The 15510-nt window shown below is 67.5% G+C and carries 14 protein-coding genes and 1 pseudogene; 9 read left to right on the top strand and 6 right to left on the bottom strand.

Annotated features, from left to right (window positions below; genetic code table 11):
- Positions 1-107: 107 nt before the first annotated feature.
- From ACQEUU_RS29745 to ACQEUU_RS29725, 5 genes and pseudogenes are all read right to left on the bottom strand, one after another.
- The gene (locus ACQEUU_RS29745; protein WP_433072403.1) at positions 108-1472 is read right to left on the bottom strand and encodes a tyrosine-type recombinase/integrase; all 1365 of its coding nucleotides are present in this window, start codon (positions 1470-1472) and stop codon (positions 108-110) included.
- On the bottom strand, positions 1469-1660 hold the full coding sequence (locus tag ACQEUU_RS29740) for a helix-turn-helix transcriptional regulator (RefSeq protein ID WP_364194510.1): 192 nt from the start codon (positions 1658-1660) through the stop codon (positions 1469-1471). The genes ACQEUU_RS29745 and ACQEUU_RS29740 overlap by 4 nt, the downstream gene beginning before the upstream one ends.
- 521 nt (positions 1661-2181) lie before the next feature.
- Positions 2182-3066: a TRM11 family SAM-dependent methyltransferase gene (locus ACQEUU_RS29735; protein WP_433072402.1), complete on the bottom strand. Its 885-nt coding sequence runs from the start codon at positions 3064-3066 to the stop codon at positions 2182-2184.
- Positions 3063-3401 (bottom strand): hypothetical protein, encoded by a 339-nt coding sequence (locus ACQEUU_RS29730; protein WP_433074515.1) that lies wholly within the window; start codon positions 3399-3401, stop codon positions 3063-3065. Before ACQEUU_RS29730 ends, ACQEUU_RS29735 begins: the two co-directional genes overlap by 4 nt.
- 249 nt (positions 3402-3650) lie before the next feature.
- Positions 3651-3935: pseudogene (locus ACQEUU_RS29725) on the bottom strand (DNA methyltransferase); the annotation flags it as partial.
- Positions 3936-4381: 446 nt separating this feature from the next.
- Here ACQEUU_RS29725 and ACQEUU_RS29720 point away from each other — a divergent pair.
- Positions 4382-4582, top strand: coding sequence for a hypothetical protein (locus ACQEUU_RS29720; RefSeq protein ID WP_433072401.1), 201 nt, complete (start codon positions 4382-4384; stop codon positions 4580-4582).
- 212 nt (positions 4583-4794) lie between these two features.
- Here ACQEUU_RS29720 and ACQEUU_RS29715 read toward each other — a convergent pair whose 3' ends face one another.
- Positions 4795-5382 carry a hypothetical protein gene (locus ACQEUU_RS29715; RefSeq protein WP_433072400.1) on the bottom strand — a complete coding sequence of 196 codons (588 nt, stop codon included), beginning with the start codon at positions 5380-5382 and terminating at the stop codon, positions 4795-4797.
- Between the two features lie 279 nt (positions 5383-5661).
- Here ACQEUU_RS29715 and ACQEUU_RS29710 point away from each other — a divergent pair, with 279 nt between their 5' ends.
- From ACQEUU_RS29710 to ACQEUU_RS29675, 8 genes are all read left to right on the top strand, one after another.
- Positions 5662-6441: a hypothetical protein gene (locus ACQEUU_RS29710; RefSeq protein WP_433072399.1), complete on the top strand. Its 780-nt coding sequence runs from the start codon at positions 5662-5664 to the stop codon at positions 6439-6441.
- Between the two features lie 266 nt (positions 6442-6707).
- On the top strand, positions 6708-7016 hold the full coding sequence (locus tag ACQEUU_RS29705) for a pilin (RefSeq protein ID WP_371249786.1): 309 nt from the start codon (positions 6708-6710) through the stop codon (positions 7014-7016).
- 172 nt (positions 7017-7188) lie between these two features.
- On the top strand, positions 7189-8607 hold the full coding sequence (locus ACQEUU_RS29700; RefSeq protein WP_433072398.1) for a hypothetical protein: 1419 nt from the start codon (positions 7189-7191) through the stop codon (positions 8605-8607).
- Positions 8591-9568 (top strand): PrgI family mobile element protein, encoded by a 978-nt coding sequence (locus ACQEUU_RS29695; RefSeq protein WP_433072397.1) that lies wholly within the window; start codon positions 8591-8593, stop codon positions 9566-9568. The genes ACQEUU_RS29700 and ACQEUU_RS29695 overlap by 17 nt, the downstream gene beginning before the upstream one ends.
- Positions 9565-11286, top strand: a complete 1722-nt coding sequence (locus tag ACQEUU_RS29690; RefSeq protein WP_433072396.1) for a VirB4 family type IV secretion system protein — start codon at positions 9565-9567, stop codon at positions 11284-11286. The genes ACQEUU_RS29695 and ACQEUU_RS29690 overlap by 4 nt, the downstream gene beginning before the upstream one ends.
- Positions 11287-11732: 446 nt before the next feature.
- Positions 11733-13637 carry a type IV secretory system conjugative DNA transfer family protein gene (locus ACQEUU_RS29685; protein ID WP_433072395.1) on the top strand — a complete coding sequence of 635 codons (1905 nt, stop codon included), beginning with the start codon at positions 11733-11735 and terminating at the stop codon, positions 13635-13637.
- Positions 13634-14551: a replication-relaxation family protein gene (locus ACQEUU_RS29680; protein WP_433072394.1), complete on the top strand. Its 918-nt coding sequence runs from the start codon at positions 13634-13636 to the stop codon at positions 14549-14551. The genes ACQEUU_RS29685 and ACQEUU_RS29680 overlap by 4 nt, the downstream gene beginning before the upstream one ends.
- Positions 14551-15510 (top strand): NlpC/P60 family protein, encoded by a 960-nt coding sequence (locus ACQEUU_RS29675; protein ID WP_433072393.1) that lies wholly within the window; start codon positions 14551-14553, stop codon positions 15508-15510. The genes ACQEUU_RS29680 and ACQEUU_RS29675 overlap by 1 nt, the downstream gene beginning before the upstream one ends.

The following is a 15510-nucleotide window of genomic DNA, read 5'->3' as shown; positions in this document are numbered from 1 at the left end:
ATGTGGGGAAGCCCCGATCGGCGGCAGGGACAATGCCGTCCACGCCGAGAGTGCGCCGCGTGCGACGGCGGCACCAGCTTGGCCGGAGCCGCCGTCGCTCCGGTGCATCAATCGGTCAGCACACCGGCGATCTTCGAGTTGATGTGGTCCTGCTGGCCGTCCATGCATTTGGCGTACACCCTGAGCAGGACCTCCACGCTGTGACCGGCACGCTTCGCGACCTCGACAGCAGGTACGCCTGCGTTCAGCCACAGCGACACCGCCGCATGGCGAAGGTCGTATGGCCGAGCTGCCAGGGACGAGCTGATCTGCTCAGGCGTAAGGACGAGCTTTCGGGCCTCCTGCCAAACGTAGGAGTGCGCTGAGCTGGAGTAGGTGCCGCCCCTGCCCGTGTGGAAGATCCTTCCGTCCTTCGCCGTGCCATACTCGGCGATGTGCTCGCGGAGGATGGCGACCAGGACGGGCGGAATCGGGATCTCTCGTGTCTCCTTGTCTGCCCGATGCTTCAGGCTCCGGGATTCGTGGGTCTCGCCTGAGTTGGTCCAGCGTTTCGTGCCCTGGGGCCGCGCCTTCTCCAAGACGATCACGCCCCAGCCGGATTCGGGCAAGGTGCAGTTCCTCTGTCGCAGATCCGCAGCCTCTTCAGGACGCAGCGCGGCGTAGTAGATGCAGGCGAAGAGCGCCTTGAGGCGTGCGCCCCGGTTACGCCCGACTTTGGGGACGGCGTCGAGGAGTTGCCGGGCCTGGGCGGGGTTGACGACCGTACGCGGGTCGATGACCGTGACGGCTTTGGGTGCGGTCCATTTGATGGCGTCCAGCGGATTGCTGTCGAATATCTTCTGTTCCACGGCATGCTCAAGCAGGTGATGGAGGACGGCTCGCTTGCGGCGCACTGTGTTCGCCCCCGCCGGGGAGCCGGCGAAGGTGACCGAGATGGCCTCCAGGGCAGTGCGCAGGACGTGCGGCTCTCCTAGAGCTGGTAGAGGCAGGGAAGCACGTAGCAACCAGGTCAGGGTCGCGGTTTGGCCTGCGGTCAGTTCCAGCCGTCGGTTCTGTGGGAGAAGTGCGTGGTTCCTGAGCACCTCTCGTAGGGCCTCGGGTGTGGGACGGCGAGGCAGTTCTTTCACCAGGGCAGGGATCAGCGATAGCAGCGCGTATGCATCTGTTTCTCGCGTCCGAGCCGCCGAGGTGTTCCAGCGCCGGAGCACACAGGACTGGGCGAACTCCAAGAAGGAAGGCCCGATCGATTCGGCCTTCAGCATCGACACCGGTAGACCGGTGGCAACGTCGAACTCCTCCCCTACCTTGACCGCTTGCCGCATGTCGGACATGAAGGCGGTGGCCAGTCCTTTGCTCCGGAAGCTCTTGGACTTCTCCTTGCCTGCGATGCGCCACCGGACGACATAGGCGGGCGTGTCCCGGTCGGAGCGGTGCTGGATACTGCCGAGTTTCACGTCGTAGGTCGTTCTCATGCCGCTTCCCGCCTCGACTCGATCCAGGCGTTGAGATCGCTCCGCCAGACGCGGAGCTCAAGGTTGGGAAGTTGGATGCACACCGGCGCCTTGCCGAGCTGGCGCCAGCGGTAGAAGGTGCGGCGGGAGACTCCTCCCAGTTCCTTGAGGACCTGCGTGACCGTCAGCAGTTCGTCGTTTCTGCTCATCGGCCACCGCCCCTGGCGGAGGTAGCCGCCCCGCCAGTCTTCTGTGCGGGGCAGCCATCGTCTGCTGGGTCGTGGAGGCGATCGAGTGATGTGAGTACGGCATGTGACCAGGCAAGGTGGTGCAAGATGAATTCATCCTCTCCAGTGAGCTGGGGTGGATGGCCTCGGCCTGGCGAACGTCTTGGCGGATGTGTGGCCAGGCTGGGGCCTCTATTACGTATGTGCCGCGTTCTCGATGCCGTCAGCTTGTATCGGTTGCTGAACTGGCTTTGGTGACCGTAGCCAGCGGCATGCGATGGAGCCTCCCCTCGCGTACTGATCGACGTATCGAACGCTTTCCTGTGGCCCGACGGTTTGCTGTGGTGATCACAAGGAATAGCGGGTGTCTCACACTATTGGGCACGTGACATGAATTCGCGCCTCCAACGCGGACGTCAAGTCGGCCAGCTCGGCGCGTTCGTGGTCATTACGCCTCGCCGAACCGCGGTCGCCCTACTGCGCCGAATAACGTGCGGGGGAGGTTAGGTGGGCTCTATCGCCTCATACGGGAATTGCGAGCTTGAGCTCCTGGCGCGAAGGATTAGAAGGTCCTCGTGAGCTGCAGCGCAAATAGGCTGCCCTTTTTCCTGACTCTTCCACGCTTCCAGCATCTGGAAGAACGATGCCCGGTTCACCAGCCGACCCTCACGTACCCCACACAGCAAGGCAGCCAAACGGTGTGTGAGCACCAGGCCGGCTGCTTCTGCGGTCTCGATGACCTGACCGGGGAGGTCGACGAGTTGCCCGTTGACCCGGATCGGTCGGATAGTGATCGCGATGACTCCACCGGGTCTCAGTAGTTCCTTGCACCCGGCGAGGATCTGCCCGAAGCCCTCCATCAGTTGGGGCAGCCGTTGGTGGGCGAGATTGCCCTTGTCCGTGGAGTACCGGTGATTCGACTTCTTCACCGGTCCGCCGCCTTCCCGGCTCCCACAGCGGACGTGGCCGTGCGTCCTCGTCCCGTACGGCGGAGAGGTCAGCACCAGTTCCGCCATGCCCCGCAGGTCCCCCAACACCGTCGCGATGTTCCGTGCGTCACCGCACGCCACCCGGGCGAAGCCCGCAGCGCCCTGAGAACGCGCATGCTGGACGTTGGCCGCGGTGAGACCGGCGAAGTCCGCCTCATACTCCATCCCCGCGGCATGCCGCCCCAGGTGCACCGCCTCCACCAACGTGGTCCCGATGCCGCACATCGGATCCACCACCAGTTCCCCCGGCTCGGTGAATGCGGAGATGACCTGCGACGCGATCGACGGGAGCATCTTTCCCGGATGCCTGATCGACTCCGGGACGTACCGGCCACGCCGCTGAACCTTGGCCTGCAACTGTCCTGTGGTCAACACCGACGGCAGAAAGTTCTCGTTCATCGGGACCTTCCGTCGGCACGGGCGAATAGGCACACGTCCGCATGCACCGACACGACCGGCGGCAGTTCCATCGCCTGAACAAGGCGGAGCTGCGCCAGCTCCGCCGGGTCCGACTGCACGACGAGCATGTCTCCCTCGATCGGGACGCGGATCGCGATGACGTGCTGGATGTAAGGGAGGCCAGCCCTCTTTGCTCGCCGTATGATCGTCGGCGCCAGATCCACCAGTCTTCCCCGCTGGTGCCGCGCCGTCGTGATCACTGCCAAGTGGCCGCCCGGCGCGAGAACATGACGCGCAGCCTCCAGGAATCGTCCGAGTTGCGGCATCGAGAGCACCGGCTGTGGCGTCCTACATGGTGGGCAAGCCTGCGACGACCTGGCAGCCGGGCCTCCTTCCTCTAGACCGGTGGGAAGGGCCGCAACGAGCAACTCAACTCGCCCCTCAAGACCGAGCAGCGCCTCCCGTAGTTCGTGGGGTCCATGCGGGCGCAGCCTCACCGATAGCCGCTGATCTGCCGTGAGTTCCTGCCGCAGACGACCTGCGAGGTGCTGCGCGACCGGTAGCCGCGGAACACACCCGATTCCCAGGCGCCCCATCTCGGCCGCAGCGACCAGAACCGTCTCGCTCGTGGCGAAGACATCTGCGACGACGCCACCCGGACGAGTACAGGCCTCGATCAGATGCCGTGCCAGCTCCCGTCCTACAGCTTGGCGATGCCAGGTGCCTACCGCCGGCTCGGAAGCACGTGTGCTGTCTGTTGCGGTGGGCGTACCAGGCGGGGTATCGGAACACAACCACACTGACAACGGCACCAACCGCCTTTCGACTGTTCGAGAGCCGTTCGACGGCGGTCCTTGGTTCTTGCTCATCTGCAGTGACCCAGGACGGTCGCCTGTTCCCATGCATTGAAACACCGGCTAGCTGGCATTGATTGGAACCGCTAGCTGCCCCTTGAACGAGGTGTAGCCGAGGGCTCTGAGGCATTACGCTCACGTCAGTGGGGACGTAGATAGCACCAGCGAGTCAGCGCCACGGCGAACGTGGTCTCGCTTGGAAGCTGCGTCGGAGCCAGGCACGATGCACCTCGCGTCCCACCGAACGGCGAGGCCTCTCTCACCGATGGACGAGGCCGCGCTGAAGGCGTGAACTTCCTTTGCACGTCGGCGGCTCGATGTTTAGCGACTGCAATGGCCGGGGACGCATCGTTAAAAACACCTCCTAGCCGCTTTGGCTACCAGTTTTTTGAGGACCTGCACGAGGGCGGGGGCCCTGCGGGACCTCAAGAACTCCGGTGAACGAAGTGGCGGGAGCGGCTGTGATCGTCATCAACAACACCTGGCAGCGCGTAGCCCTGGCAGCGCTGCTCATCGCACCAGTCATCTTGATCGTCATCTTGATGACTCCGGCCCTACTTGTTCTACCGTTCTTCGCGACGGGTCGAGAGTTCATCCTGAAGCTGTTCGACAAGATGACGACCTGGGCACGCGTCGTGTTGCCAAAGGCAGAGGCGAAGTGATCAGTCAGCCATGGTTCGCTGCCACTTCAGCAGAACGCACGTCGCTAAGGGTCTAACTCCACTACCCGTGGCCGTGGACCTACATTTCCCCGTGCGGCTCTTAGGAATCATGCTGGACGCTTCGACTTGCGACGCCGACACTCCCCTAAACGAGTTGCACCGCATGCGTACTTTCCGCCGAATTGTACGGGCAGAGTTACAACTTACCTGCTTCAGGGACCTTCGCTCTCGGCTCGGTTGCCCTTCTGTGTGACCCTCTGCTTGTCTTGCAATCGCCTACGTATCACGCTGCCCGGCCACGTGCTTATCGCGTGAGGTTCGATGTTCTCGGCGGCCATGGCGAGCGCGTACCCGCGACGCAAGGAGTCGCCAGGCGGTGGCACAGTGTTGTACTGGCTGTAATCCGTAGCAGGCACGTCCCATACCAGGATCCGCCACTCGGTGTCGTACTCGTCCTCGAACAGGTAGTAGTCCACAGCGCCTGGAACAGAGGCCACTAGGTAATCCAGATAGGCGTTGAAGGTGGCGCGGCCGAAGCTGCGCGGAGTTCCTGAGACGTTGTCCACCACTCCACGTCCTGCCGCCACATCGTCGCCAGACGCCTCGTAGGAAACCCATGACCAGACTCTGTCTTGGGTCTCCCGCGTCTGGATCACGAAGGCGTATTGCTTCTCAGCTGGGGCCATGCTTCGAGTTTGGCCGCCGGCGGCCAATAAATCGCCAGCCACCGAAGGAATACCTATACGGGTAACGGCATCGTGGCGCTGGAGTAGCGTGCGCACGCCGACGTCGGCGCGCACCCGCCTGCACCCCCTCGTTACGCCGAATGTGACTGCTTGGCCAGAACTTTGACAACCTACGCAGCGAGACGGGCAGCGGCAGGTCAGTTATGGTCTGGCGGGCTTGGCGAAGATCTTGAACACGTATTTCAACTTTCTCGTCGCCCCTGGTCAGAGGCTCAATGGGAAACTCTGCGGCGGTTCATGGTGTCCACGCTTCTGCCCTTGGTGCTCGGAGTTCCTCCCACCCGGTGGTCGAGACCTGAATCGACCGACTCGGCCTGACCAACGGGGGACACCATGTCCATCGATCTACAAGGCAGCACAGCATCGAAGACCTTCCACCAGAACGCCCTGAAGGCGGCGGACAAAGCATTTCAACTCCTGATCACCGGTCCAAACCCACTCTCGGTGGATGCCCGCTCCATCGGGCACGGGGCTCCTCAACGTCCGATCGATCTGGGTGAGCTCAAGACGTTGCTGCTCTCGTCGAAAGCTGACGATGAACTGAAAGACACCGTCTGGGCGCATCTCGTACGACGCTCACGCGCCGGCGGTCCCGCCTGGGTGATCGGGTGTGTGGGGGTGGCGATGCCGGGGCTGAAGAACCTGGCCGCGCGGACCACGCAGGGCTGCCCCGCGCACGTGGTCGACGACATCGTCTCGGAGATGGTGACGTACTTCGTCGCCCAACTCCGTCGGATCGATCTCGATCCGCCGAACATCCTGCCTCGGCTGCTGCTGTGGGCGAAGAAGGGCGCGCTTCGGGTCCGAGCGCGGGAGCTGGCCTCCATCGAGATCTGCGCCGACCTACCCGAGCCCGTGGCGCTGGACACCGAGCCGTTCATGGTGCTCGCCGAGGCCGTCCGGTGCCGGATCATCACCTCGGATGAGGCGAAGCTGATCAACGCGACGCGCCTGGAGGGGCAGGCGTTGCGGGCGTACGCGGGGCGGCTCGGGGTGCCGGCGGATCGGCTGTACAAGCGGCGGCGGGCGGCCGAGGCGCGGCTGGCGCGGGCGATCGAGGAGGGTCAAGTCTCGGTCAGCTGTGACGGGCCGGCTTCCAATCTCGCCTGCTGAATCGGTGGTTCATCCATGTCAGCCGTGGTCACGGCTCGGGGCGGGGTTCTGGGGGGCGGTTGCCCGTTCCCATCGAGCCCATCGTCCCTCGTCCTTTGAAGGAGGACACCCATCCCGGCCCGTTCCGGGCTTGTGATCGCGGCTGGCGGCCCAGCTCAGGACCTCACGTCTCGGGGAGCCATGTCATGAAGTCGTTTCGGCCTTGTCCGTTGTTCGTTGTCCGGGTTCCAGCGGGTACGAGCTGGGTCCGGCGTGGTGTCGCTTCAGTGCTCTGGACGGCCGGTTGCATGGTGGCCGCGCTGACCGTGCCGGGGGTCGCCGAGGCGATGACCAGGCTGGCGTCCGCCTCGCTCGACCAGGTCATCACGAACCTGCGGAACGTGGTGATCGGGCTGCTGGTGGGCCTGGCCACGCTGTTCTTCACCATCGGCGGGGTGCGTTACATCCTGGCCGGAGGTGACCCCGGGGAGGTCGAGGCCGCCAAGAAGACGCTGCGGTACGGGGCGCTCGGGTTCGGGGTGGCGATGCTCGCTCCGGTCCTGGTGGAGCTTCTTCAGCGGATCGTGGGGGCCTGAGGTGGCGGCCCTGGCTCGCCTCCGAGTCTTCGGGCTGTTCGCTCTGCTGGCTGTCGGTGCGGCGGCGCTCGTCTCGGCGATGCTCAGCGGGCCGGCGGTTGCCGCGCCTGCGACGCCCGTACCGACTCCGACGCCTTCCGCAACGCCCAGCCCGGCGCCGTCGCCTTCAGCCGTGACGCCGCCGGCGTCGGACTGCGGCTTCATCGACGTGGCGTGCAAGACCCGGCAGGCGGTGGACGAATGGTTCACGCATCTTGTGGAATCGGCGACCAAGCCGGTGTTCGAGATGCTCGGATCGACCGTGCTGGCGACGCCGGAGCTGGACTCCCCCGAGATGGCGCGGGCCAAGCAGTTGTGGGAGCTGTCGCGGACGATCGCGAATACGTGCTTCGTGCTGCTGGTGACCGTCGCGGGCGTGATGCTCATGGTCGGGCAGGCGATGCCCGGCGGGGTCTCGGCGCGGGAGCTGCTGCCGAGGCTCGTGTGGGCGTTTCTGGCCGCGAACCTGAGCCTGATCGCGATCAAGTACGGGATCACTTTGGCCAACGGGCTGAGTCAGGCGTTCCTGGCCGACGGAGCTGATCGGATCGATCCGGAGTTGGTGTTCGACGCGATCAAGAAGGCGGTCCTCGCGGGGATCGTCCTCAAGGGCGTGTTCTTCGCGATCGTGGCGCTCGTGGTGGTCGTCCTGGCGGTCGGCGTGCTGTTCACCTACATCGTCCGGATCGCGCTCACCATGGTCCTGATCGTGGCGGCGCCCCTTGCGTTGATCCTGCACGCGCTGCCGGTCACCGAGGGGATCGCCCGGCTGTGGTGGCGGGCCTTCGCCGGGCTCCTGGCGATCCAGGCGTGCCAGTCGCTCGTGCTCGTCACAGCGCTGCAACTGCTGTTCTCCGCCAATCCGGCCGACGACGACTCCTTCTGGATTCCGAGCACGGCGGACATGACCGACCTGCTCATGGCCATATGTCTGCTGTTCGTCCTGCTCAAGATCCCTGGATGGGTCGCGCGGACCATCTGGCAGGCGGGCAAGCCTCGCGCCCTTTCACGGCTGGTGAAGTCCCTGGTCGTCTATCGCGGGCTGAACATGCTGCTCGGTAAGGGGGCCGGTGCCGCCCGCGCGGCGCATCGTCCCAAGCCGCCGAATCCGCCCACCCCGCCGAGCAGAGGCGGAGGCGGCGGGCCCAGTGGTCCTCCTGCTGGAGGTCCGGGCGGTGGTCCCGGTAGGCGGGGGCCGAACGCGGGCGGGCCGTGTTCGGGGGCGCCGCGTCACCCCCGTCGTCCGCCGGGGGCCGCCGCCAGCGGCCGTCCGGGCGATCGGAACGTGCGGGTTGATCGTTCGTCCCCTGATGAACGTCCTGAGCGCCCCCACAGGCCGGATAACGGCACGCGGAACCCCGTGCCCAAACACCCTCCGCAGCCGGCACCGCATCGCCGACCCATCATCCGCCGTAACCGGCCACCGAACAGTGCCGTGCCGTCCACACCACGGCCACCCCGTCGGCCGGCGCAGCGTCTGTCCCAGGTCACCTTGCGGCTTCAAACGCCTCGTCTACCCAGAAGGACGGTACGTCGTGCGCCACGCAAGTAAGGAACGGCTGGTCGCGAAGATCCCAGCCGATGTGGAGATGCCGGACAAGCTCTTCGCGAACCTGACAGTCCGGCAAGCCGCGATCCTGGCCGGCACCGGGGTGCTGGCGGCCTGGGTGTACCTCATGGCCGGCGACCGGTTGCCCGTCCCGGCCCTCGTCGCGACCCTCCTGCCGATGATCGCCTGCGGGTCCGCGTTGGCACTCGGCAGGCGGGACGGGCTCAGCCTCGACCGGCTCGTCCTCCACGCCTTCGCTTACCTGCGGCGGGATCGCAGGCTCGTCACGACCGAGGAAGGAGTCCTCCCGCCGCCGGCCTGGTGTCGCGTGCGGGGCCGCCTGCCGGGTGCGTTGCGGCTCCCTGTCCGGGCGATTCGCGAGGACGGTGTCATGGAGTTGGCCGAAGGCGGGAGCGTCGCCGTTGTTCGAGCCGGGACCGTGGCGTTCGGGCTGCGGACGGGCGAGGAGCAGGCGGCGCTGGTCGGGGTGTTCGCCGGGTGGCTGAACTCGTTGGACGCTCCCGTGCAGATCCTGCTGCAGGCGCGGCCGGTCGACCTGTCCGATCTCGCCGACGTGATCGAGGGGTCGGCAGGGCGTCTGGCTGATCCAGCGCTTGAGCAGGCGGCCCGCCGGCATGCCGAGTTCCTCAGCGAGCTGAGCGCCACCCGAGATCTGCTGACGCGGGATGTTCTCGTTGTCGTTCGTCACCAGGACGCCGAGCAACCGCCCGGATGGATGCGGAGGTCCCGGCGCTCGGCTCGGCGGGACAGCTCGGCGGCGATCGTGATGCGTCGCGCTGAGGAGACCGTGCGTTCTCTGCTCGGTCTCGGGGTTCACGCCTCCGTTGTGGGTGCCGAGGACGCTCGCGATCTGCTCGTACGGTCGCTGTCGCCTCGTCGCCCCGACCCGGTTGGGGTCGCCCGTCCTGATGAGCCGATCACGCTTGGAGAGGGGACTCGATGAGGTTCGCCCGCCCTGCCGGCGACAGCGAGGAGCTGGCCCGTACCGCCGCCGCCTTGCCCGGCCCGTCATCGTTGAGGATCAACGCCCGCTCGGTCGAGTTCCCGGACGGGGTGTGTGCGTCGTTCGCGATCGCGGGGTACCCGCGAGAGGTCGGCGCGGGCTGGCTCGAACCGCTGACCGGCTATCCGGGGCACCTCGATGTGTCGCTGCACATTGAGCCGGTGCCGCCGCTGATCGCCGCCCAGCGTCTTCGCCGTCAGCTCGCCCGGCTGGAGTCCGCCTCTGCGGGTGCCCGGATGCCGGACTTCGCGGCCGAGGCGGCTGCCGACGATGCCGCGGAGCTGGCCGCCTCCCTCGCCCGAGGGCACGGCCGCCTGTTCCGTGTCGGCCTTTATCTCACCGTTCACGCCGCGGATGCCGATGAACTGGAGGCGGAGGTTCAGCACGTCAAGGCGCTGGCGGCGTCGCTGCTGCTCGACGCGCAGCCGGCGACGTTCCGGGCGATGCAGGGGTGGATGGCCACGCTTCCACTCGCTACGGACACGCTGAAGACCCGCCGGACCTTCGACACCTCGGCGCTCGCGGCGGCGTTCCCGTTCGCCTCGCCGGATTTGCGGCCACGGCTTGGCGAGACGCCGGTGTTGCTCGGGCTGAACGTCTACTCCTCTGGCGTCGTGCTGTGGGACCGGTTCGCCCACCACAACTACAACTCCGTGACGATCGCCAGGTCGGGGGCGGGCAAGTCGTACTTCACCAAGCTGGAGGTGCTGCGGCTGCTGTTCCACCAGGTCGAGGTGTGTGTCGTCGATCCCGAGGACGAGTATCGCCGCCTGTCGGACGCCGTCGGAGGAACCGTTCTCGGTCTTGGCACGCCAGGCGTGTGCTTCAACCCGTTCGATTTGCCCGCCTCCGCGGAAGACGACGCGCTCGACCGGCGCGCGATGTTCTTCCAGACCCTGGTCACGACCATGCTCGGCGAACCGCTCACCGCCGCGACGAAGGCGGTACTGGACAAGGCGGTGATCGCCACGTACGCAGCCCAGGGCATCACCTCCGACCAGCGCACGTGGAAGCGTCCTGCGCCGCTGCTCGCCGATCTGGTGACGATGCTGGAAGCCGCTGACGGGTCGGAGGCGTCCGAGCTGGCCGGGCGGCTCGCCCCGTACGTGTCCGGCTCCTACCGGAGCCTGTTCGCCGGTCCGACCACGACTCGGCCGGACGGCCACCTGATCGTGTTCTCGCTGCGGGACCTGCCCGAGGAGACGCGGCCGGTCGGGATGCTCCTGGCGCTCGACGCGATCTGGCGGCGCGTGTCCAACCCCGCCGACCGGCGTCGTCGCCTGGTCGTGGTCGACGAGGCGTGGACGCTCATGCGCGAGAACGAGGGCGCGAGGTTCCTCTACCGGCTCGCCAAATCCGCCCGCAAGCACTGGGCCGGCCTTGCCGTCGTCACCCAGGACGCCGCCGATCTGCTCGGCTCCAACCTCGGCAAGGCGGTCGTCTCCAACGCCAGTACGCAGGTACTGCTGCGGCAGGCTCCGCAGGCCATCGACGAGATCGCCGAAGCCTTCGACCTCACCGAAGGGGAACGGCTCTTCCTGCTGTCGGCCGGCCAGGGTGAGGGCCTGGTCTGCGGCGGCGCAGGAGATCGTGCCGCTTTCGTCGCTGTCGCCAGTGCATCGGAGCATGCGCTCGCCACAACGGATCCGGCCGAATGATCCAGGGCCTTTCTGATCCAGCGCTCTGGGGAGCCGTGGTTGGGGGTGCCGTCGGTCTCAGCACCGCCGAAGCCGTCCTCTGGCGGTGGCGCAACGCGCGCTTCGCGCGTAACGCTCGGCTGGTCGAGATCGCGGTCCCGCCGCAGGTCGAGCCCGGTAGCGCGGCTGCCTGGTGGTCGCAGGTGATGGGGCTGACCGCGCCGCGCTGGAAGCGTCTTCTGTTCGGCCAGCCTCATCTGGCTTGGGAGTACGTGGCCGATGCCGCCGGCGTTCGGGTGCAGTTGTGGGTGCCGGGGCTCGTACCGCCTGGGCTGGTGGAGAAGGCGATCCGGTCGGCTTGGCCAGGCGCGTCTGTGACCACTCGCCCGGCCGGTCCGCCTATGCCGCGCGGTGCCACAGCTTCCCGAGGGCGGATGGTTCTGGCTCGGCCTGACCACTACCCACTCATGACTGCGCACCGCAATGATCCGCTGCGCGCGCTCCTCGGCGCGCTTTCGGGGTTGCGGCAAGGTGAGCATGCCGCCGTCCAGGTCCTGGTCCGCCCGGTGACGGGGCGGCGGCTGTCAGCCGCTCACCGCGCCGCTTCAGGGTTGCGGAACGGGAGGTCCAGCAGCTTCCGGGCTGATCTGTTCGATGTCGTCACTCCCGGCGGTCTGGGCCGCGACCGGCCCGGTGAGCTGTCGCGGTTGTTCCCCGAGCGTGCTGAGGAGATCCGGACCGTCCTCGCCAAGGCGAACCAGCCGCGCTTCGCCGTTCAGATCTCGTATGCCGTCACGAGTGATCGGCCTGACGCCCGCGACCGGCTCCGTGGGCGCGCCCACGAGATCGCCGCCACCTTCGCGCTCTACGCCTCCGGCCACCAGTACTTGCGCCGCCTGCGCGGCCTCGACTTCCCCGGTCGCATGTCGAACCGCCGCATGAACTCCGGCTACCTGCTGGCCGTCGACGAGCTGGCCGCGCTCGCCCACCTGCCCTACGACCAGGCCGCCCCGGGCATTGTCCGAGCCGGAGCCCGGCCCGTCCCGCCCGCGCCCGACGTCCCCGCGTTTGGCCAGGACGTCCGGGTCCTGGGTGACGCCGAGACCGGACACCCGCGCTCTGTGGGGGTCACCGTGGCATCGGCCCGCCAGCACCTGCATGTCCTTGGCCAGACCGGTGTCGGCAAGTCCACCTTCCTGGCCAACCTCATCCTCTCCGACGCCCACGCCGGCCGAGGTGTCCTCGTCATCGATCCCAAAGGTGACCTGATCGACGACGTACTCGACCGCCTGCCCGAACGCGCCATCAAACGGACGGTCCTTTTCGACCCCGCCGAACCCGGCAATCCGCCCTGCTTCAACGTCCTCGCCGGACCGGACCCGGCGTTCGCCGTCGACTCGATCGTCACGATCTTCCACCGCTGTTTCGCCTCGTCCTGGGGTCCGCGGCTGGACGACCTCATGCGCTCGGCCTGTCTCACCCTCGTACGGACCCAGCGCCACCGCGCGACCCTCGCCGACGTACCGAAGCTCCTTACGGACACGCCGTTCCGCGCCCGGATCGTCGGCAAGCTCGACGACGAGCTGCTGCGCGGCTTCTGGTCCGCGTACGACGAGCTGTCACCCGCCGCCCGTGCCTCAGTGATCAGCCCCGTTATGAACAAGCTCCGCGCCGTCCTCCTGCGCCCGTTCGTCCGCGACGCCCTGTCCGGCGGAGCCTCCACCTTCGACCTGGCCCGCACCCTGGACACAGGCGGCCTGGTCCTCGCCCGCCTGCCCAAGGGCGTCCTCGGCGAGGACGCCTCGCGCCTCTTCGGCTCGCTCCTGCTCGCCCACACCTGGCAGGCGATCACTCCCCGGGTCCGCCTGCCCGAGCACGAACGCCGGGATGCTGCCGCCTACATCGACGAGGCCCAGAACTTCCTCAACATGCCCATCTCCGTCAGCGACCTCCTGGCCGAGGCACGCGCGTACCGGTTCTCGCTCACGCTCGCCCACCAGCACCTGTCCCAGCTCCCCAGAGACCTTCGCGAAGCCGTCTCCGCCGACGCGCGTAACAAGGCCTACTTCACCGCCTCTCCGGAAGATGCCCACGACCTCGCCCGCCATGTCGGCCCCGTGCTCACGGCACACGACCTGTCCCACCTGGGCGCGTACCAAGCGGCCGGACGGATCATGACCGGCGCGGGAGGCCAATCACCGGCGTTCACCTTCCGCACCCGTCCCCTCCCCGATCCCATCCCTGGCCGTCAGGAAGCCGTCCGGGCCGCCTCCCGTGCGACGTTCGCCCGCCCCGAGACCGCCACCGCGACCAAGCCGAAGCTCCGCATCCCGACTGACCCACGCCGAACCCACGAGGAGGGCACTCCATGACCCGGCCGAACTCACCCCGCCGCCTGCTTCCTTCCCGGCACCCGCGCGTCCGCGCCGGCCAAGCCCTCGTCGCCGGCCTCGCCGAACGCCTCACGCCGCGAGACGCCGAGATCCTCGACGCCGTCTGGGAGCACCGCGTCCTCACCACGGACCAGCTCACCGCCATCTTCTTCCCCAGCGTCCACCGCGCCCGCCATCGCCTCCTGGACCTCTACGAACTACGCGCCCTGGACCGCTTCCGACCTTGGGCCCCTACCGGGAGCCGGCCCTGGCACTGGATCCTCGGCACCACCGGGGCCCACCACCTGGCCGCCCAGCGCGGCATCACTCCCGCCGAGCTCCGCTACCGCCCCGACTCGGCCGGCGCGATCGCCTTCTCGTCCCGGCTGATTCACCAGACAGGCGTGAACGAGTTCTTCGCCCAGCTGCACGCCACGGCCCGCCGCAGAGCTGACGGTTCCGAAGTCGCCGAATGGTGGCCCGAACGCCGGTGCACCGCCCTGTGGGGCGACCTCGCCCGGCCGGACGCCTTCGGCCGCTGGAGCGAGCCCTCCTCGACCGGCCAGCCGGACACGATCGACTTCTTCCTGGAATACGACACCGGCACCGAGCCGCTGTCCCGCGTCCTGGCCAAAGTCGATGGGTACGCCGCCCTGGCCGAAGCAACCGGCATCAGCACGCCCGTGCTCTTCTGGCTCCCGAGCCCCACCCGCGAAGCCAACTTCCGCAAGTTCCTGACGGCCCCCGACGTGCCCGTCGCCACGGCCGTCCACACACCCGCGACGGTCCCGGACGGTCCGGCCGGGCCCGTATGGCTACCAGCCGGATCAACCGGCCCCCGCCGCCGCCTGATCGCCCTACGGGGCGCGTGGGGCCCCACGGACGCTACCGGCCCCGACCACGTCCCCGCGTAATGCCGATCGTCACGGCCACGGCGATCGGGGCGCTCGCCCTGATCGCCGTCCTTCTCAGCGTCATCGCGACCGTGCTACCTGGTTACGACGCTCCGAGCGTTTCCTGCGGTACGTCCGCGCCCACCGACATCCCGTCCCACTACTTCGAGCTCTACCAGCAGGCCGCCGCCCGCCACGGCATCCCTTGGACCGTCCTGGCTGCGGTCGGCAAGGCCGAATCCGACCACGGCCGAGGCATCGGGCCTGGCGTCACCACCGGCACCAACTCCGCCGGAGCAGCAGGACCTATGCAGTTCATGCCGGCTACCTGGCCGTCCTTCGGTATGGACGACAACGCGGACGGTACCAAAGACATCTACGACCCCGCCGACGCCATCCCCGCCGCAGCCAGCTACCTTCGTCACAGCGGCGCACCGACCCGTCTCGACCAGGCCCTCTTGCGCTACAACCACGATCCCGCCTACGTCGCCAGGGTCCTGCGCATCGCCGACTCCTACGCCACAGCCTGCCCGCCCCTCCTCGTCAGCGGGTCAGAAAGCGGCTCAGCTGCGGTGGCGGCGGCGTCCCGTTGGCTCGGCACTCCCTACTCCTACGGAGGGGGCGGCCTCGATGGCCCCACCACAGGGATAGGACTGGGCGCGAAGGTGACGGGCTTCGACTGCTCTGGCCTCGTCCGTTACGCCTGGCACCAAGCCGGAATCGCCCTTCCTCGTACCGCCGAGGAACAGTGGCAGGCCATCCCCCATGTCCCGTCCGGCCGCCAGACGCCCGGCGATCTCGTGTTCTTCCAGGGCTCCGGCGGAGGCCCCGGCCGTCCCGGGCACGTCGGCATCGTCCTGGACGCTGGTCGCATGATCGAGGCCCCCCGCACCGGCCTACGCGTTCGCATCAGCAGCTACAGCGCACGCGCGGACATCATCGGTTACGGCCGTCCGATCAACTCGACGCGTACGTCCTAA

Source organism: Nonomuraea sp. CA-218870 (assembly GCF_050936535.1).
Taxonomy (GTDB): Bacteria; Actinomycetota; Actinomycetes; order Streptosporangiales; family Streptosporangiaceae; genus Nonomuraea; species Nonomuraea corallina.
The sequence above is the reverse complement of the archived record's forward strand: the minus strand, read 5'-3'. Positions and strand labels throughout refer to the sequence as shown.